Annotated in this window: 13 protein-coding genes; 2 read left to right on the forward strand and 11 right to left on the reverse strand. The window is 66.9% G+C overall.

Translation table 11 applies throughout. The features are described 5' to 3' along the window. Complete coding sequence (locus AC1RNQ_RS05625) at positions 1-981, forward strand: alpha/beta hydrolase (protein WP_493169604.1); 981 nt, start codon at positions 1-3, stop codon at positions 979-981. Here the strand turns inward: AC1RNQ_RS05625 and AC1RNQ_RS05630 are convergent. The 4 genes from AC1RNQ_RS05630 to kduI form a co-directional block, all read right to left on the reverse strand. After that, a complete protein-coding gene (locus AC1RNQ_RS05630; RefSeq protein ID WP_493169605.1) occupies positions 978-2,471 on the reverse strand; it encodes a carboxylesterase/lipase family protein in 1,494 nt (497 codons plus the stop codon). The two genes, AC1RNQ_RS05625 and AC1RNQ_RS05630, sit on opposite strands and share 4 nt — an antisense overlap. Continuing rightward, positions 2,458-3,471 (reverse strand): sugar kinase, encoded by a 1,014-nt coding sequence (locus tag AC1RNQ_RS05635; protein ID WP_493169607.1) that lies wholly within the window; start codon positions 3,469-3,471, stop codon positions 2,458-2,460. The genes AC1RNQ_RS05630 and AC1RNQ_RS05635 overlap by 14 nt, the downstream gene beginning before the upstream one ends. Positions 3,472-3,513: 42 nt before the next feature. Further along, on the reverse strand, positions 3,514-4,266 hold the full coding sequence (gene kduD, locus AC1RNQ_RS05640; RefSeq protein WP_493170590.1) for a 2-dehydro-3-deoxy-D-gluconate 5-dehydrogenase KduD: 753 nt from the start codon (positions 4,264-4,266) through the stop codon (positions 3,514-3,516). A gap of 139 nt (positions 4,267-4,405) precedes the next feature. Then, a complete protein-coding gene (kduI, locus tag AC1RNQ_RS05645; protein ID WP_493169609.1) occupies positions 4,406-5,248 on the reverse strand; it encodes a 5-dehydro-4-deoxy-D-glucuronate isomerase in 843 nt (280 codons plus the stop codon). Between the two features lie 155 nt (positions 5,249-5,403). Between kduI and AC1RNQ_RS05650 the strand changes: the two genes are divergently transcribed. Continuing rightward, positions 5,404-6,570 (forward strand): iron-containing alcohol dehydrogenase, encoded by a 1,167-nt coding sequence (locus tag AC1RNQ_RS05650; RefSeq protein ID WP_493169610.1) that lies wholly within the window; start codon positions 5,404-5,406, stop codon positions 6,568-6,570. Here the strand turns inward: AC1RNQ_RS05650 and AC1RNQ_RS05655 are convergent. From AC1RNQ_RS05655 to AC1RNQ_RS05685, 7 genes are all read right to left on the reverse strand, one after another. Continuing rightward, positions 6,567-7,478 carry an aldo/keto reductase gene (locus tag AC1RNQ_RS05655; protein ID WP_493169612.1) on the reverse strand — a complete coding sequence of 304 codons (912 nt, stop codon included), beginning with the start codon at positions 7,476-7,478 and terminating at the stop codon, positions 6,567-6,569. The two genes, AC1RNQ_RS05650 and AC1RNQ_RS05655, sit on opposite strands and share 4 nt — an antisense overlap. Positions 7,479-7,546: 68 nt before the next feature. After that, complete coding sequence (locus tag AC1RNQ_RS05660) at positions 7,547-8,332, reverse strand: 2-keto-4-pentenoate hydratase (RefSeq protein ID WP_493169614.1); 786 nt, start codon at positions 8,330-8,332, stop codon at positions 7,547-7,549. Further along, entirely contained in the window at positions 8,329-9,996 is a 1,668-nt protein-coding gene (locus AC1RNQ_RS05665; RefSeq protein ID WP_493169616.1) for a hypothetical protein, read from the reverse strand. Before AC1RNQ_RS05665 ends, AC1RNQ_RS05660 begins: the two co-directional genes overlap by 4 nt. Positions 9,997-10,072: 76 nt before the next feature. Then, a complete protein-coding gene (locus AC1RNQ_RS05670; RefSeq protein ID WP_493169618.1) occupies positions 10,073-12,682 on the reverse strand; it encodes a TonB-dependent receptor in 2,610 nt (869 codons plus the stop codon). A gap of 170 nt (positions 12,683-12,852) precedes the next feature. Then, positions 12,853-14,052 (reverse strand): alginate lyase family protein, encoded by a 1,200-nt coding sequence (locus tag AC1RNQ_RS05675; RefSeq protein ID WP_493169620.1) that lies wholly within the window; start codon positions 14,050-14,052, stop codon positions 12,853-12,855. Between the two features lie 8 nt (positions 14,053-14,060). Beyond that, on the reverse strand, positions 14,061-15,317 hold the full coding sequence (locus AC1RNQ_RS05680; protein WP_493169621.1) for an alginate lyase family protein: 1,257 nt from the start codon (positions 15,315-15,317) through the stop codon (positions 14,061-14,063). Beyond that, positions 15,314-18,268 carry a TonB-dependent receptor gene (locus AC1RNQ_RS05685; protein ID WP_493169622.1) on the reverse strand — a complete coding sequence of 985 codons (2,955 nt, stop codon included), beginning with the start codon at positions 18,266-18,268 and terminating at the stop codon, positions 15,314-15,316. The genes AC1RNQ_RS05680 and AC1RNQ_RS05685 overlap by 4 nt, the downstream gene beginning before the upstream one ends. Positions 18,269-18,341 lie beyond the last annotated feature (73 nt).

Below are 18,341 nucleotides of genomic sequence, written 5' to 3' on the forward strand. Positions count from 1 at the left end.
GTGACGTTCGATCGCCGCGCCTTGCTCGCCGTCGGGCTGGCGCTGCCACTCGCAAGCGCGGCGACGGTGCAGGCGAAGGCACCATGGACGCGGCCCGCCGGCCTCGTGCCCGACGCCAGCATCGCTCTCTGGCCCGACGGTCATCTCGCCATTCCTCCGGGCCTCGTCGAAAGCACCGTCCAGCGCAGCGACGACCCTGACGCCAGCGACCGCATGCTGCAGGGCATCACCCGCCCGCGCCTCGACATCTTCCGCCCCGCCAAGCCCAATGGGGCCGCGGTCATCCTCGCCCCCGGCGGCGGCTATCGCTATGTCGTGATCGACAAGGAAGGCTATGAACTCGCACGCTGGCTGCGCGACCGCGGCGTCACCGTCTATGTGCTTTTCTATCGCCTGCCCGGCGACGGCTGGGCCGACCGTTCGAACGTCCCGCTCGCCGATGCGCAGCGCGCGGTGCGGCTGGTGCGCAGCCGGGCCAGCCTCGATGGGATCGACCCTGCGCGCGTCGCCTTCGGTGGCTTCTCGGCGGGCGGCCATGTCGCGACGAGCCTGCTCACGCGCTTCGACGCGCAGGTCTATACAGCCGTCGATGCCGCCGACACTCTGTCGGCGCGCCCCGAGGCGCTGACGGCCATCTACCCGGTCGTGTCGATGGACCCGGCCATCGCGCATGCGGTCAGCCGCGAGAAATTGCTCGGCCCCGCCCCCGACGCCGCACAAGAGGCGCTATACTCGCCCGAGCGGCAGGTCCGCGCCGACATGCCGCCACTGTTTGTCCTCCACACAGAGGACGATGCGGTCGTCAAGGTCGAGAACAGCCTTCGTCTCCACGCCGCCGCGCGCGTGATCGGTGCCCCGTGCGAAGCCCATTATTTCGCCGAGGGCGGCCATGGTTTCGGGCTGATGAGGACCGCCGGCCTTCCCATCGCGATCTGGCCCGAGCTGCTGTGGAACTGGCTCGGCGCGAGGAAGATCGTCTAGCTGCCCGGCTGGATATAGGGCACGCGCGCAAACAATTCGCGTTCCCACCCGCGCGGATTGTCCTCGACGCGGGCGTAAGCGTCGAAGATCATCGTGCGGCGGCGCTTCAGGTCATAAGCGGGCCAGCCCGGATTGCCCGTCTTCGCAAAACGCGTGAAGGCGGTCATCATCGCCGCACTCACCTGATGCTTGCACGTCGACTGGTCGGGACCCGTGCCGAAGACCAGCGCGATATCGTCGGCATGCTTCGCGTCCATATAGTCGAGCTGGTAGACGAAGGCCGGCGCGCCGGCCCGCGCGCGCGCCTCGGCCTCCTCGACCTGCCCGCGCCAGCTGCGCGCCGCGGTGACGATGCGGTGGAACAGCTCGAGCGGCTGCGCGCCGGGATAGCGCGTCCGGAACTGGCCGACGACCCACACCGGATCGATATCGACGCGCATCTCGGGACCGATGCGCACCGCGAGATCGTCGTAGGTGAGGCCCGAAAGCTGCTTGCCGTCGGCGGCGTAGAAGGCGCGCGTCTCCATCGCCGTGTTGCCGAGCATCATCGGGATCGCCAGCGACTGCGGCGCCGGATCGGGCCAGAAGGGATGCCGCGCCAGATGCTTCATGTCGAGCACCGGCCCCATATAGACATTGCCGCCGATGACCGGATCCCTCGCCGACAGCGCCGCGACCAACTGCTCGACCGGCGCAGTCGCGGGATCGACGTCCCTGCCCAATTTGGCGAGGAACGCCTCGGCGCGTTTCGCCGCGTTGATCGGCCCCGAAGCAGTGACCTGCTGCCCGCTCATCGTGATCGCCTTGTGGAACAGCCCCGCCGCCTCGGGCATCGCCATCAAGGTCGCAATCTTCGCGCCGCCGCCCGACTGGCCGAACAGGGTGACATTGGCGGGATTGCCGCCGAAGGCCGCGATGTTGCGCTGCACCCATTTGAGCGCGAGGATCAGGTCGAGCTGCCCGGCGTTGCCGCTGTCGGGGAAACGATCGGGCAGATAGAGATAGCCGAGCGCGTGGAGGCGGTGGTTGACCGTGACGACCACGACACCCTTGCTCGCGAGATGCACGCCATGGTTGAGCGGATCGGCGACCGAGCCGCTCGAATAAGCGCCGCCGTGGAAATAGACCATGACGGGCAATTTCTGTTTCGCGAGCGGCGTCATCCCGGGAGTGAAGACGTCGAGGAACAGGCAGTCCTCATCCTGCTGCGCATAGTGATCGCCCGCCTGCGGGCAGCTGGGGATCAGCTTGCCGGCCTGATAGACGTCGCCATGATCGGGCGCCGCGACCGGCGCCTCGAAGCGCCGCGGTTTCTGACCGTAACGGATCGCGGTGAACTCGGTGGGTGACACCGAAGAATAGCGCCCTGCCGGCGCCTCGGCCCAGATGTTCACGGGCATGTCGGCCCGCGCGGCGCCTGGCCGCAGGAAGGTTGCGGCGGCAAGTCCGCCAAGGATGGTGCGTCGGTCGAACCCGTCAGCGCCGGACATCGAGCCCTCCCCCATGAAACGCGTCGATATCCGCTTGGCTAAAGCGGCTCGCATCTCCGGGCAAGCTATGTTTGAGGCAGGTGAGCGCCAGCCCGCTGTCGGCCATTGCCCGGGCGTCGCCGCCACGCAGATGCGCGTGGAGCACCCCCGCGGCGAAGGCATCGCCCGCCCCGATGCGGTCGACGATGCCGGTGACGTCGATCTCGTCGGTCTGATGCGCCTCGCCGCGCAGGTCGACGCGCGCGGCGATGCGGTGATGGTCCGCCGACACGGTGTGCCGCGCGGTCGAGGCGATCAGCTTGAGGCCCGCGAAAGCCGCAAAGCCCGCGTCCGCGGCTTCGCGCCGCCGGTCCTCGCCCTCGCCGCTGAACTCCCGGCCCAGCACCAGCGACAGGTCGCGATGGTTGCCGAAGAGGATGTCGGCGAGGCCGATCAGCTCGGACAGGACCGCGCGCGGATCGCTGTCCCATGCCTCCCACAGCATCGCGCGGTAATTGCCATCGAAGCTGACCGGCACGCCGAGCCTTTTCGCTGCGCGCGCCGCCGCCAGCGCCGCCTCGGCCGAGCGCGGTCCGAGCGCGGGGGTGATGCCCGACAGGTGGAGCAGCTTCGCGCCGGCCAGCAACGTATCGAAATCATAATCCTCGGGCCCGGTCGCCGCGAAGCTCGACCCCGCGCGGTCGTAAACGATCTCGGACGCGCGCAGCCCTGCGCCGACGCTGAGGAAATAGAGGCCCATGCGCCCCGGATAGGACGTGACGGCGGTGCAATCGACGCCTGCGCCGCGCACCGCCGCCACTGCTCCGCGACCCAGAGCGTTGGAAGGAACCCTGCCGATCATCGCGCAATCATGGCCGAGATGCGCGAGCCCGATCGCGACATTCGCCTCGGCGCCGCCGACATGGAGCGACAGCGCGGGCGACTGCATCAGCAATTCGTTGCCGGGCGCGGTCAGGCGGATCAGCAATTCGCCGAAAAAGACGAGTTTACCCTCCGCCATCCCACTCCCTTCGCCGCCTGCCGCGGTCCATATCATTCAAATTTAGCGTGCGAGCCAGCCGCCGTCGACCGCGAGGATATGGCCCTGCACATAATCCGACGCGCTGGACGCAAGGAACACCGCGGCCCCGCCGATATCCTTGGGATCGCCCCAGCGCCCCGCCGGAATGCGCTCCATGATCTGGCGGTTGCGCGTCTCGTCCGACTGGAGCGCGGCGGTGTTGTTCGTCGCGATATAGCCAGGCGCGATCGCATTGACCTGCACGCCCTTTGCCGCCCATTCGTTCGCGAGCAGCTTGGTCAGCCCGCCGACGCCCGATTTCGACGCGGTATAGCTCGGCACGCGGATGCCGCCCTGGAAGGTCAGCATCGAGGCGATGTTGACGATCTTGCCGCTACCGCGCGCGATCATGTGGCGACCGACGGCCTGGCAGAGGAAGAAGAGCGTCTTGAGATTGGTGTCCATCACCGCGTCCCAATCTTCCTCGGTGAAATCGACCGCGTCGGCGCGCCGGATGATGCCGGCATTGTTGACGAGGATATCGATCCGCCCGAACTCGGCAAGCACCGCATCGACCAGCGGCTGCACCGCGCCGAAGCTCGACAGGTCGGCGGCGAAATTCTCGCCCTTGCGTCCCAGCCCGCGCACCTTGCCAACGGTCTCGTCGGCGGGCGAGCGGCCCGCGGCGGCGATGTCGGCGCCGGCTTCGGCGAGCGCGAGCGCGATGCCCTGCCCGATGCCGGTGTTGGCGCCGGTGACCAGCGCCACTTTTCCTGTCAGGTCGAACAATTGCATCGTTCGTCTCATCCTCTCGTTATGCTGAACTTGTTTCAGCATCTATGGCCTGCCTTCTCGTCCGGCGCGGCGCTTTTGAAAAGGTCCGGCCATGGGCCCTGAAACAAGTTCAGGGTGACGAAAAGAACGGGAGCGCTCCTTACGACAGCTGGCAGATATCGAGGACGTTCATGTCGGTATAATCCTGATTCTCGCCCGCCATCGCCCAGATGAAGGCATAGGCCTTGGTCCCCGCGCCCATATGGATCGACCAGGGCGGCGAGATCACTGCTTCCTCATTCTGCATCACGATGTGGCGCGTGGCTTCGCCCTCGCCCATGAAATGCATCACGCGGTCGGTGTCGACATTGTCGAGCTCGAAATAGAAATAAATCTCGCTGCGGCGCTCGTGGATGTGGGGGGGCATGGTGTTCCACACACTCCCCTCCTTGAGCACGGTGAGCCCCATGACGAGCTGCGCGCTGTCGCAGACGCCCGGGATGACGAGCTGGTAGATCGCGCGCTCGTTCGATTCGGCGAGGCTACCGCGATCGAGCTTGTTGGCGTCGGCAATGCCTAGCTTGCGCGTGGTGAACGCCTTATGCGCCGGGCACGACGCGAGATAATAGCGCGCGCCTTCGCCGGCGAACTCGACGTCGGTCGCGCCCATCGTCACGTAGAGGCAGTCCTTGTTGCCGAGCGTGAAGCTCTCGCCGTCGACGGTGACGGTGCCGGGAACCGACGAGACATTGACGATCGCGAGCTCGCGTCGCTCGAGGAACGGATGCCCCGCCGCCGACGGCGGCTCGGTCTGCGCCGGCAGCTTGACCGGTGCCGAACCGACGGCGACACCGCCGATGACGAAGCGGTCGGCGTGGGTATAGTTGAGCACGCATTCGCCGGTGCGGAACAGATCCTGGATCAGATAGCGGTCGCGCAGTTCGGCGTTCGACACCTCCTCCATCATCACGGGATGGGTGGCGTAATAGGTCTTGGAAAACATCGGGGGCATCCTCGCTGATGTTGCTGGTTGAAGATCGTGCTACGGATCATGGTAACCGGTGTCAAGATCAAGATAGACCGGACGGTGAGAGTCTGGGCAATTTGCATGACGGTGCGATGAAGCTAGGATCGCGCGACGTTCGCCGGGAGAGGTCCATGAGTATCGCCAGCATCGCCCTGCCCCGCATTTTGCGCATCGGCGGCGGCGCGTCGAAGCAGCTGCCAGAGGTGCTGGCCGCGCTCGGCCTGTCGCGGCCGCTGATCGTCACCGACAGCTACCTCGCGACCAGCGGGCGCGTCGCGGAACTCGCGGACGAACTGGCAAAGGCAGGGATCGCCGCGCGCGTCTTTGCCGACACGGTCCCCGATCCCACGGTCGCCTCGATCGACACGGGCCTCGCCTTCCTCCGCGAAGCCGAGCACGACTGCGTCGTCGGCTTCGGCGGCGGCAGCCCGCTCGACAGCGCCAAGGCGATCGCGCTTCTCGCGAAGCACGGCGGTGCGATGGCCGACTATAAGGCGCCGCACGTGCAGGACGAACCCGGGCTGCCGATCATTGCCATCCCGACCACCGCGGGCACGGGGTCGGAGGCGACGCGCTTCACGATCATCACCGACGAGGTCACCGACGAAAAGATGCTCTGCCCCGGCCTCGCCTATCTGCCGGTCGCGGCGCTGGTCGATTATGAACTGACCTTCACCAAGCCCAAAAGGCTGACCGCCGACACCGGCATCGACTCGCTGGTCCATGCGATCGAGGCCTATGTGTCGAAGCGCGCCAATCCGTTCAGCGACGGCATGGCCTTGCTCGCGATGCGCGCGCTCGCGCCCAACCTGCGCCGCGTCTGCGCCGACCCGCTGGACGCCGCCGCGCGCGAGGCGATGATGCTCGGCGCGACACAGGCGGGCATCGCTTTCTCGAACAGCTCGGTCGCGCTGGTGCACGGGATGAGCCGCCCGATCGGCGCGCATTTCCACGTCCCGCACGGGCTGTCGAACGCGATGCTGCTGCCTGCGGTGACCGCTTGGTCGGCGCCCGCGGCGCTCCACCGCTATGGCGACTGCGCGCGCACGATGGGCATCGCCGACGAGGCCGAAGGCGACCAGTCGGCGGTGGCGCGGCTGCTCGACGAGCTTGGGGCCTTGAACCGCGAGCTCGAAGTGCCCGGGCCCGCGGCCTGGGGCATCGACGCCGCGCGCTGGGAGGCGCTGGTCCCGACGATGTGCGCGCAGGCCGCGGCGTCGGGATCGCCCGCGAACAACCCGCGCGTGCCCGACGCCGACGAGATGGCGATGCTCTATGCGCAGGTCTGGGACGGCTAGGGCAGATTTTCGCCCATCGAGGTCTGTAGCACGGCGTACCATTCGGCGCGCGTCCAGCGCGGTTTGAGTGCGTCGGCGATCGCGCCGATCCGCTCGGGTTGGCGCGTGCCGACGATCGGGATCGGGCGCGCGGGATGTGCGAGGATCCAGCTGCAAGTCGCCGCCACGCGCGACACGCCATGCTCGGCCGCCTTGGCGTCGAGCAGCGCCGCGACCGCGCGGCCGCGTTCGTCGCCGGGATCGCCGAGCCGCCCGCCGCCCATCGGCGACCAGGCGAGGAAGGCCATGCCGCGTTCCATCGACTGGTCGAAGACGCCGTCGAACAGCGGGTTCAGCGTCAGCGGCGAAAATTCGCTCTGGTGGCTGACGATCGGCAGCGACAGATGCGCCGCGAGCGCCGCGGTCTGCGCCGGGGTGAAATTGGACACGCCGATCGCGCCGATCTTGCCCGCCGCATGCGCATCTTCGATCGCGCGCGCGACCTCCTGCGGGTGCGTCAGCAGGTCGGGACGATGGACCTGCCACAGGTCGACATGCTCGACGCCGAGCCGCGCCAGCGACGCGTCGATCGCCCCGGCGAGATAGGAGGCGCTCGAATCATAGGGAGTGCCGAGGATGATCCCGCCCTTGGTCGCCAGCACCATCCGGTCGCGCAGCCCCGAGGCTTCGGCGAAGACCTGCCCCAGCAATTCTTCGGCGGCGCCGAAGCCGCCCGCGGTGTCGGCGCCATAGACGTCGGCGGTGTCGAACAATGTGACCCCGGCTGCGAGCGCCGCCTCGACCCGCGCGCGGCCCGCCGCGACGTCATTGTCGGCGAAGCGCCACATGCCCCAGGCGACGGGGAAGACGGACAGGCCGCTCGCCCCGATGGGCAGCGTGGCGGGGACGGGAGGGAGAAGGTCGGACATCGCCCTCGCCTACTATGATTCGCGCGAAGATGCGCCGCCGCCGTGCAAGAATAGGTAGTCGGCAGCGCTCAGGCCGCGGCGATGATGCAGCCGACGCGGATATGTCCGTCGAACAGCGCCTCGGCGCGCTGGCCGGGGCGGATTTCGTGCACACCGGTGATCGCGCCCGCCGAGACCCAGGTCGCCGGCGCGATCGCGATGCCGCGCGCGCGGCGGTTGCGGATCAGGAACAGCGCCGAACCGAAGGGCCCGTCGAGCATCGTCTCCATCGTCGCAGCTCCGACAACCTCGCCATCGATGCGGAACTCGACCGGCATCGCGATCAGATCCCGGGTGCGCCAGTCGTGGATCGGTGGCCCGAGCACCAGCCCCTTGTTGTTGCCATAGTCCGACGCAGTGACCGCGGGACCGTGCCCGTTGATCTCGGCGAAGGGCGAGCTGGCGATCTCGATCCCGGTGCGCACCTCTTCGATGCAGCAGCGCACCGTATCGATATCGTAATCGCCGTCACCGACCTCGCCGAAGCGCAGCAGCACTTCGGCCTCGGCGGCCGCGAAGCCGTCGGCAAAGACCGGCATCGCCGCGCCATCTTCGGCGATCTCGTCGGTGAAGATCGGACCCGCTATCCGGTGGTCACCGTAGGTCTCGACCAGCTCGGGTGCAATCCGCCCGACCTTCCAGCCGCCGATCCGCCGCCCGTCCCGCGCGATAGCGGCGTCCTGGATCCGGTACGCCTCGGCAAGCGTCGTGGGCATCGCGCCCGGATAGGCGGCGAGTGCACTGCCCGCCGTCCGCGCCGCGACGAAGGCCCGCGCAATGCTCTCCTGTTCGCTGGCCGCCCCCATGTCGATCATCGGCGGCGGCGCGCCAATTGCCAGTCGTAGAGCGACGGCACGGCGCCCAGCGCCTGCCCGGTCGCCTCGATATAGGGCGCGGGGTTATATTCGATCGTTATCTTGCGGTTCGCGTGCAGCCCGACGATGCGCTCGCCCGGCCCTTCGAGCCCGCTCGAAATCGTCACCGTCGCGTCGCCCGGCACGTCTTCGGGCATCACCAGCCGCGCATTCCACAAAGTGTTGTACAGCCCGTGCCCCGGCTTCCAATAAGGCGCGCCGCCGCCGACCCACAGCTGATAGCCCCACGCGCCCTTCGCCTGCTTGGGATCGATGTGCATCACGATCTGGTCGAACAGATTCTGGTGGTTCGACCCGCTATGCTGGTCGATGATCGCGTCCTTCATCACCTCCGGCCGCAGGAACACCGCGCGCGTCGAGCGCGTGTTAACGCTGAGCGGATGGATGACGGGGTTCTCGACCCTGAGGTCCTTGACCAGCACATTGTGCGCCGACCCGACATGCACCGAATAATGCGCGCGGCGGTCGCCGGTGGTGGTGACATTGGCGATCGTCAGGCTCGCCGCATTGTCGGTGAGGATGCCGCTGTCCGAGCGATCGATGACGAGGTCGCGGACCCAGCCGTCGAACACCCCCGTCATGTAGATGCCGTTGTAGCCCTGCTCCAAATGATGGCCGAAGGACGGCGCCTCGGGGAATTGCAGGCGGAGGTTCTGGATGCCGACGTTGGTCAGATGCTGCCACTGCGCGAGGACCGCGGGCTGATCCGCGCGCACATCGTGGAGCAGCGGATCGCCGAGCGTCACCTTCCTGCCCTTGATCGCGGCGATGCGCGTCGATTGCACCACCACCGGCCGGTCGGGCGAGGTCCAGTGGTGCGAGCCGATCGGCAGGTCGGTGTCGCCATAGAGCGACTTCAATATCTGGCTCTTCGGCCCGTCGACCGAAAACCATTGCAGCTGGACGACGTTGCCGACGCGCAGCTTCGACGCATCGTCGACGGTCAGCTCGCGCGTGAACTGCTTGCCCGCCGCGCCGTTCGCCAGCACCGGGTCGCGCACATCCTTGCTGCCGTCGTAGGACACCGGGCGGCTGCCCGCGGGCGCAACGAAGATCATCCCCCCGGCCCAGCTATATTCGGTGAACAGATAGTCGATATTATGCTCGGGCTCGACCTGCTGCTTCTTCTCGCGCACCAGATAGTCGCGCAGCTCGTCATAGTCGGCGGTCTTGTCGATGATCTTTAGCGGCCGCGGGAACCAGAGCTCGCTGCCGCCCTGCCCCGCCCCCGCGCCATCGAGGACGATGTCGCTGCGCGAAATGCGCAAGATTTCGGTGATCTGCGTGCGCCCCTTGGGGAAACGGAGAGTCACCTTGCCCTTGACGGCATTCGCGGCTGCGAGCGCGCGCAGCACCGCCTGGCTGTCGTCGAGCCCGTCGTCGGAGATCGCGCCATATGCCGTGATATCGACGACAGTGCCCGCATCGTCGGGGATCGGTGCGAGGCCGAAACCATATCCCGCATAGGAAAAATCGGGCAGCGGGTTCGCGGCGATCGTCGCGCGGTCGGCCAGTATCTTCGGCAGCGGCTCGGCCTGGGCGGGCAACACGCAAAGCATCGACGCCGACAGGGCAAGGCAGCTGGCGCGCCGGAACGGCTTCATCAAATCACTTCCTCATTTGCCCGGCCCGGCAGCACGGCGGCGCTCCAGTGGAGAAGGCGCCGCCGTGCCGCGCGGATCAGAATTTCGCGCGCAGCCCGACCGAGAAGCGGCGCTCGGACAAGGCATAGCTGTTGAGCGCCGTCTGATTGAAATTGCTATACTCGCTCGTCGCCGACTTCCTGGGCATCAGGTTCTGCGCCTGCAGCGACAAGGCGAAATTGTCGGTGATGTCGAACCCGAGCTGCGCGTCGAGCTGCGAGCGCGACCCGACGAAGCTTGGCCGCCCTTCGGAGAATTCGAACACCGCCTCGTCGCGGTAGTTGTACGCGAGGCGCGCCGAGAAGGGCCCCTTCTCGTACAGCCCGACGAGGTTGTAGCTGTTCTTCGACACCGCGACGAGCGGAAAGCCCGCGGCATCCTGCGAGTCCGAATAGGTGTAATTGGCGATGATGCCGAAACCGTCGAGCGGCGACGGCAGGAAGTCGAAGAATTGCTGCACCCCGACCTCGAACCCCTTGATCCGCGCGCTCGACAGATTTTCGGGGCGCGAGAAGGTGAGCTCGCGGCCTTGCGGGTCAAGGTTGGTGTCGACGCCCGTGGTCACGAAACTGGCGATGAAATTCTGGACGTCCTTGTAGAAGAAGGCGCCCGAGATGAGCGAGCTTTTGCCCGTATAATATTCGAAGCTGATGTCGGCCTGGGTCGAGATCGGCGGTTCGAGATTCACATTGCCGCCGGTGACCGAAAGGTTCGTCGCGTTGAAGAAGGTCGAGGGCGCGAGGTCGGCGATCGACGCGCGCTGCATCGTCTGCGACGCCGAGACGCGGACAAGGAAATCATCGGTGACGGTGAAGGCGATGTTCGCGCTGGGCAGCACATTGGTGTAGCGGTTCTGGTCGTTGCGCAGCGTGCTGACGGTGCCGACATTGACATAGGAGTCGACCGACAGCCGCGTCGACGCGATGCGCACCCCGGCATTGGCCTTGTACGGGATGCCCGCGATCTCGCCCTCGCCCGACACCATCAGATAGCCCGCGAGCGTCTTTTCGCTGAAATCATAGTCGCGCTGGAGGTTCGGCAGCAAGGTCGACAGCCCATTGGCGTTGGGGTTTGGCTCGGCGGCCTGCGCGCGGGTGAAGACATAGTCGAAGGTCGGCGCGGTGCTGAGGAAGCTGCGCGGGAAGGTGCCCGCTATGTCGGGCAGGAAATCCGCCATGTCGATCGGCTTGAGGAACGGCTCGATCTCGGCGCGCGTCGGGGTGACCTGGCTGCGGAAGGCGTTCGAGCGCGCGTGGAGGTCGGTGTAGCGCGCGCCTGCCGAGATGGTGACGCCGCCCGCGGTCTCGTAGCTGACGTCGAGCTTGCCGGTCCATTCCTCGAGCAGCCCGATCAGCCGGTTGCTGCGCACGCCATTGTTGGCGGGATTGTAGGACGCGTAGTTCGTGGGGTCGAAGGTCCCGCCGAGCGTCAGCGACGGAATGGTCTGATCGCGGAAGTCGAAGGCGCCGGGGACCGGCGCGGTCGCCTGCAGCGTGATGATCTGGATCGTCTGGTCGATCGTGCCCTTGCTGTAATAGCCGTCGGCCTCGATCGTCAGGCCATTGTCGCCCTCATATTTGCCGTTGAGGCCATAGAGAAAGCTTTCGGTCGGCTCGTTGCGGATCTGCCCCGCGGTGGTGACCGTGCCATTGGCGTTGCCCGCGACGACCATGCCGTCCTCGACGACGCGGTTGGTCACGGGGTTGCTGCCGGTAGGCAGGCGGAAGGCGAAGAAGTCCTGGCGGCGCCCGGTCTTGAGCTTCGAATAGAGCGCGTCGGCGGTAATCGTGAACTCGGGGGTCACCTCGAACTGGATCGCGCCGTTCAGCCCAAGCCGCGAGCGGTCGACGGTGAACTGCTCATATTGCAGCAGCACCGGGGTCGGGAACGCCCCGCCGCCGGTACCGGTGTAGGTGCGGCCCAGGAAATTGTTGCGCTCGAAGGTCTGCGTCGTCGAAGTGCGCTTCTGATATTCGCCCGCGAGCATGATGCCGATGCGCCCGTCGGCGAACTTCGTCGTCGCGAAGCCGGTGATGGCGGGCTCCAACTTGTCGCTATTCTCCGAATAGACGCCCTGCGCGCGGACCGATATCGTCGGTTCTTTGAAGCTCAGCGGCTTGGGCGTGACGAGATTGACCGTGCCGCCGAGCCCGCCCTCGGCCTGGCTCGCGAGCGGCGATTTGCGCACTTCGAGGCGGCCGAACAGGCTGGACGGCACCGAGTCGAGGCCTGACGAGCGGCCGAGCTGGTCGTTCTCGGGCGGCGACAGGCGGGCGGACCAGCCGAGCAAAGTGCGCCCGTCGACCTCGACGCGGACCTGCTGCAAACCGCGCACCGACACCGACTGGCCCTCACCGAAGACGCGGGTGATCTGCACGCCGGTGACGCGCTGCAGTGCCTCGGCGACGTTGGCGTCGGGCAGCTTGCCGACATCCTCGGCGGTGATGACGTCGACAACCTGGTCGGCCTCGCGCTTGATCTCGGCCGCCTGTTCGAGCGAGGCGCGGATGCCGCTGACGACGATCTCTTCCTCGGGCGCCGGCGCCGCGTCCTGCGCGAAGGCGGGCGCCATCGTCAGCGCCGCGAGCGAAACCCCGCAAGCCAGCCGTGCCAGGAAAAATGTGCCGCGCGTCGCTCCGATAGCCATGTCGTCTCTCCACCCTCGCCGCTCGATTCCGCGTCACGCGCGCGGCGGCCCTTTTTGGTTTTCAGTTTCTTGTGCCCCGATCTTGGTAACCGGTGTCAGCATGATCGAGTTTCGCATCCATCCTGTCAAGAAAAAACTTGTATGACAACCTCGAAGTTCGGCTGGCCGGGCTAAGGGGCTGACAAGGGATCGCTATTCGGATCGGGCAGCCACAGGATCGGCTGGCGAACGGGGAAGTTGCGCACGACCTCGCCCGTTGCCGGATCGGCATCGAGTCGGTTCCACAGCGCAAGCCAATCGTCGCGGCCGAGCGCGAGCCCGGCGAAGAGCAGGCTCGGCTGGCGGACCGGGAAGCCGTCCCAATATTCGATGTCGGGCGGCAGCAGCCATGCGCTCTTGTCGGCGATATAGGGCGCCATCCACGCCGCCGCCTTACCGATCGAGCGGCCGTCAGGCGTCGCCCAGGCGATCAGGTCGCCCTTCCCTCCGTCCAGCAACCACGCGGTCGCGGCGAGCACGTCGAGGTTGAACAGCGCATAGGCATAAGGCTTGGTGCGCGCGAGTTCGAGCGGCTGGCGCCCGTCGGGCTCGACCTGGTTCGGGATGATCACCGTCTGGAGCCGCTGCCGCGCATCGGCCAGCACATCCTTGCGGCCGAGCAGCGCGGCAAAAGACGCGGCCTGGAGCAGCCAGCAGCTGCCATGGTTGTTTTTCTGGTCGCGCTCCTCGATCCCGAAGGGCGAGGTCAACAGCCAGTCGAGATAGGCCGCAAACCACCCCTCGACCCCTGCGCGGATCGCGGCGTAGCCCGGCGCCCCGGCCTCGGCGAAGCATTGCGCCGCGCGCGCGACTTCGACGATCTGCAGCGTGTCGATCACCCCGATGGCGCGGCCCTGGTTCACACCGATGATCGCCTGCGCATGGTTCAGATCGGGGTTCATCCGCGTCGCCGGATCAACAAACCATGCCTCCAGGTGGCGTATCGCCGCTGCGACGAAGCGATCCTCGCGCGTCAGCTTCCACGCGGCGGCGAGCATCGGCACGGTGCGCCCGAATGCGATCAGCGCATCGCGATGCCCGTCGAACTTGTCAGGGTTCGACCGCCCGTCGCGGCGGATATAGCGACCGCCGGGATTGGCCGGGTCGGGCCACCAATAGTCGCCCTCCGAATAATAATCGTGCCGTCCCGCCGGGCTGCGCGGCGCAGGGACAGCGGCAATCGTGCGCGGCTCTTCGCCCAGCAGCGCCAAAGCCCGCGGCACCACCCGCGCGCGCTCGATCGCCGCGATATCGAAACCGCCCCCGCGCGCCATCACCGCCGCCGGCCAAGCGAGCAGCGTGGCGAACAGCAAGGCGCGGCGCGCGATCATGCCCTGCCCTAGCGCGCCCGATGACGCAGCGCGAGGTCGCCCGCGACCGCGCGCGGATAGGCGCCCGGCCCCCACGCCGCATCGGCGCGCACGAGCAGTTCGTCGAGCGCCTCGGCGGGCCAGCGCCCTTCCTTGTACGGCCAGTCGGCGGCGCGCCCGCGATATGCGGCGACATAGTCGGTCGCCCGGCGCAGCGAGCGCCCCTTTTTCTCGGCGCTGTAGAGATCGACGCCGAGGCAGGCGGCGCTGTCGGCGACGCCATAGGCCGCGTCCAAGGCGTAGAGCGAATAATGGAAGCTGCGCGTGCGCGTCAGCTCCTCGGGCAGCGCGCCCTGCGCATCGACCTGCCTCGCGAGGCGCCCTTTCGGAAAGGCTGCGACGACGCGCTGCGCGACATCGGGCCGGCGCGCGAACAGCGCGAAGCGCGCGACCTGCGCGTCGTACCACAGGCCGTGGTTGTTGCGCTTGGCGCCCTCGGCCTTGCCGTTCGCACTCTTGAGCATCCAGTCGAGATGCCGCCCGAACCAGGCTTCCAGCGCCGCATTTTCCTGCACCGTCAGCGCGCCCGACGGCGCGAACAGCCCGACCGCGTCGATCACCCCGATAAAGGCGGCGCCGTCGAGCACGCCCTCGGGGCGGCCGTTCGACACGCCCGGCACCGCCTGCGCATAGTCGAGCCCCGGGTTCATCGCGGTCGCGGGGTCGAGGAACCAGGTGCGCACGACGCGCGCCGCACCAGCGGCATATTTCGCCTCGCCGCTGTAATAATAAGCGAGCGCGAGCGTATCGGCCTCGCGCGCCATGCGACTGAGTGCCACGCGGTCGAAGCGGTTCGATTCGACGTCGGGATTGGTATCCCCGTCGCGGCGCACATAGCGACCCTCGGGATTGGCGGGATCGGGCCACCAATAGCGCGCGAGACTGACATAGTCGTGGCGGTCGCCCGACACCGGAATACTGCGCTTGTCCATCACCGAGGCGGGTTTCGCCGCCAGCGCCTTGTCGGCGCGCGCGATCAGCTCGTGATAGGCCTCGGCAATCACCGGGTCCGACGGCAGGGCCGCCTTGATCGCGGTCAGATCGTCGGGGCGCAGCGCAAAGATACGTCGCCCTTCGAACGCCGCCGCATAACCTTCTTCGCCCCGGCAGACGGCAGCGCCGCCCTCCGGAGAAAAAGCCGCCGCCGCGGATGGCATCGCGGCGGCGGCGGCGGCCAGGACCAGCGGGAGGATCTGCCGGCCCGGCCTGAAGCGCGTTCGGATCACAGGCGGACCCGGAACCCGAAGAAATATTGCGTGCCGCCGCGCGACACCTCGGCGATGCTGTCGTATCCGCCCTTGACCATGATGTCGGGGGTGCCGGTGACGTTGAGCGCCTGCAGCTTGAGTTGGACGTTCCTGGTCAGGTCGTACTGCGCCGACAGGTTGAGATGGGTGCCGCCGCGGATCTCGCGGTTGGTGCCGCCGTTGGGCTTGTAATAGCCCGAGCGGTAGCGGAGGTTCGCGCGCAGCGAGAGGCCCCATTTTTCGAACCACAGCGATCCGCTCGCGGTCCATTTCGACAGCCCGATCAGATTGGCTGGATCGACCAGCGCGGCGATCGGCGAGGTGTCGGGATATTCGAAATTGGCGAAGGCGCGATTGACCGACCCCTGCACCCCGAAACCGTCGAACGGGTCGGGCAGCCAGGTGAAGGCGTGACTTGCGGTCGCCTCGACCCCGTAGAGGTGCCGCGTCTCGAGATCGTTCGACGGCGCGACGGGATTGATCGTGATGTTTTCGGTCACCGGCGCGCCGCCGTCGCGGATCGTCGTTGCCGCGATGTCGGTCGGGATCGGTTCGGAGCGGCCGATCACCGTGCCCTTCGCCCATTTATAATAGCCCGCGACCGACACGAGCGTGTCTTTCGACGCATAAAGTTCCAGGCTGGCATCGACGTTCCACGCGCGCAGCGGCTTGAGCTTCGGGTTGCCGGTGGTCGCGTTGAAGATGATATTGTCGACGCCGATGGCATCGACCGTCGGGGTCAGGCTGATCCCCGCGCCGAAGCTTTCGATGCCCGAGCGCGCAATGGCGCGATAGGCCGCGAGGCGCAGCTTGACCTCCTGCGACAGGTCGAAGCCGATGTTCGCGCTGGGCAGGAAATAGTCATAGCTGCCCTTGGCGATATTGGTCGACAGCGGCTGCGTCGGATCGATCGCGATCGAATAATCGTCGCCCACCGTGTCGATGGTCAGGCGATAGGCTTGGCGAAAGCCGGTCGAGCTGATGTCGGTCTTGACCCAGCGCAGGCCGACATTGCCGCTGACCGGCACGCTGCCCATGTCGGCCTCGAAATTGGCCATCGCATAGACGGCATAGATGCGCTCGGTCACGTCGATGTCGCTCGGGTCACGGCCGTCGGCGGGATAGGGCAAAGCGTCGTCGCTGCCGGTGAAGGTGCGGAACAGGCAGTCGTTGTCGAACGTCGCCCAGCGCGTGACGTTCGTCCCCATCCCCCGCATGTAGGACGAGGTGGTAAAGGGCACGCGGCAGTTCTGGTTCGCTTGCGCGATCAGCTGCGCCGGGCTGACGCCGTCGATCGCGACGAGCGTGTTGAGGTCGCGGTTGCGCGCATTGTCGTTGGTGCGGTGGTGGTCCGACACCCGCCCGCCGAATTTCACCGAGGTCATAAAGCCATCGAGTTCGCGTTCGAGGTCGAGGCGGGCTGCCCAGATTCTGTCCTTGCGGTCGGTGACGAAGCGGTTGCGCGCATAGACCGCGTTCGCGGCGTTGGCGAGGAACAGCCCATGGTCGGCGATGTCGAAATTGTCGAATTCGACCACCGGCACGACGTCATCCTCGACATAGGTCAAAGTATAGCCGACCCGCCGCGTCGAGCGCATGCGCGTCTGCTTCTGCGTCTCGGTGCGGTGGCTGTTCGAATAGGAGCCGTCGAAGGCGATGTTCCAACGGTCGGGGGTCCAGATCAGGCTGACCCCGCCGCCGATATATTCCTCGTTGCGCTGGCGCGTTTCGAGCTGGTTCTCGAGGTTCGAATTACCGCGATAGCTCATCAGCGCGCCGGGCGAATAGCCGTTGCTGCCGTTGCCGATGAGCAAGGGCTGGACGCCGCGCAGCCCCTCGGTGATCTGCAGCACGTTGCGATCCTCAAGGCTGGCGCGCTTCGAATATTGGCCGTCGATCGCGATCTCGAAATCGCTTGAGGGCCGCCACTGGATCGCACCGATCAGCCCGTCGCGTATCTCGGAAGTCGCCTGGGTGCGAAAGCTGCGCGACGAATTGGCGAAATAGGGATCGCCGCGCGTCTCGCCCACCACCACCGGCGGCGTGCCGGCGCTGCGCGGGCCGGTGGCGTTGGTGCAATTCTGGTTGGCGCCGGCGCCCGTCTGCACCGCGGTCGATCCGGTCAGCTGGAAGGGATTGTTCGCCGAGGTGTTGCAGAGCTGGAAAGTGGAATTCGCGTTATAATAATCCTCGGGCGCCGTCGTGTCCTGCCGCTGATAGCCGATCGACACGCCGATATCGCCGAACCCGGTTTCGAACTGGTCGGTGTAGGAGAAGTTCGCGCGATAACCGAGCCCGTCGTGCTGATAGACGTCATTGTCCTGCGGCTGGAAATCGCCGCGTATCTCGAACTGGATGCGGCGCTTGCCATAGTCGAGCGGTCGCATCGAACGCAGCTCGATCACCCCGCCGACGCCGCCTTCGAGGAAGTCGGCGCGCTGGGTCTTGTAGACGAGCACGCCGTTGACGAGTTCGGACGGGAATTGCTGGAAGGCGACCGAGCGGTCGGGACCCGCGGTCGACACCTCGCGCCCGTTGAAGGTCGAGAAGCTGAGCGTCGGACCAAGCCCGCGCACCGACAGCTCGTTGGCATTGCCCTTGAAGCGGTCGGCCGAGACGCCGACGATGCGTTCGAGCGTGTCGCCGATCGAATTGTCGGGGGTCGCGCCGATCTCGTCGCTGACGAGGCCGTCGACGACGACGTCGGCGGCGCGCTTGAACTCGATCGAGCTGCGCTGCGTCGCGCGCACTCCCGTGACGAGGATCGCGTCATCTCCGGTCGCGGCCACCGCGGCAGCGACCGGATCGACCGGCTGGCTTTCAGCCTCGCCGCCCGCGGGCGCGTCCTGCGCCGAAACCGGCACGGCGGCGAACAGCGCGGCGGATGCCAGAAGCGCCGCGCGCATGACCGGTAGCGACGATGACCTCATTTTGCTCTCCCCTTGTGGTGCCGCCGCGGGCGACGCGACCCGGTTGATACCGGTGTCAAACTTAAATGTATGA

The sequence above is a fragment of the Sphingopyxis sp. GW821-FHT12F08 genome (assembly GCF_058806755.1).

Excerpts from the sequence above, each read along its gene's own strand:
- AC1RNQ_RS05685 (WP_493169622.1), bottom strand. The coding sequence starts at position 18,268 with ATGAGGTCATCGTCGCTACCGGTCATGCGCGCGGCGCTTCTGGCATCC.
- AC1RNQ_RS05635 (WP_493169607.1), bottom strand. The coding sequence starts at position 3,471 with ATGGCGGAGGGTAAACTCGTCTTTTTCGGCGAATTGCTGATCCGCCTG.
- AC1RNQ_RS05675 (WP_493169620.1), bottom strand. The coding sequence starts at position 14,052 with ATGATCGCGCGCCGCGCCTTGCTGTTCGCCACGCTGCTCGCTTGGCCG.
- kduD (WP_493170590.1), bottom strand. The coding sequence starts at position 4,266 with ATGCAATTGTTCGACCTGACAGGAAAAGTGGCGCTGGTCACCGGCGCC.
- AC1RNQ_RS05630 (WP_493169605.1), bottom strand. The coding sequence starts at position 2,471 with ATGTCCGGCGCTGACGGGTTCGACCGACGCACCATCCTTGGCGGACTT.
- AC1RNQ_RS05650 (WP_493169610.1), top strand. The coding sequence starts at position 5,404 with ATGAGTATCGCCAGCATCGCCCTGCCCCGCATTTTGCGCATCGGCGGC.
- AC1RNQ_RS05670 (WP_493169618.1), bottom strand. The coding sequence starts at position 12,682 with ATGGCTATCGGAGCGACGCGCGGCACATTTTTCCTGGCACGGCTGGCT.
- AC1RNQ_RS05665 (WP_493169616.1), bottom strand. The coding sequence starts at position 9,996 with ATGAAGCCGTTCCGGCGCGCCAGCTGCCTTGCCCTGTCGGCGTCGATG.
- AC1RNQ_RS05655 (WP_493169612.1), bottom strand. The coding sequence starts at position 7,478 with ATGTCCGACCTTCTCCCTCCCGTCCCCGCCACGCTGCCCATCGGGGCG.
- AC1RNQ_RS05660 (WP_493169614.1), bottom strand. The coding sequence starts at position 8,332 with ATGATCGACATGGGGGCGGCCAGCGAACAGGAGAGCATTGCGCGGGCC.
- kduI (WP_493169609.1), bottom strand. The coding sequence starts at position 5,248 with ATGTTTTCCAAGACCTATTACGCCACCCATCCCGTGATGATGGAGGAG.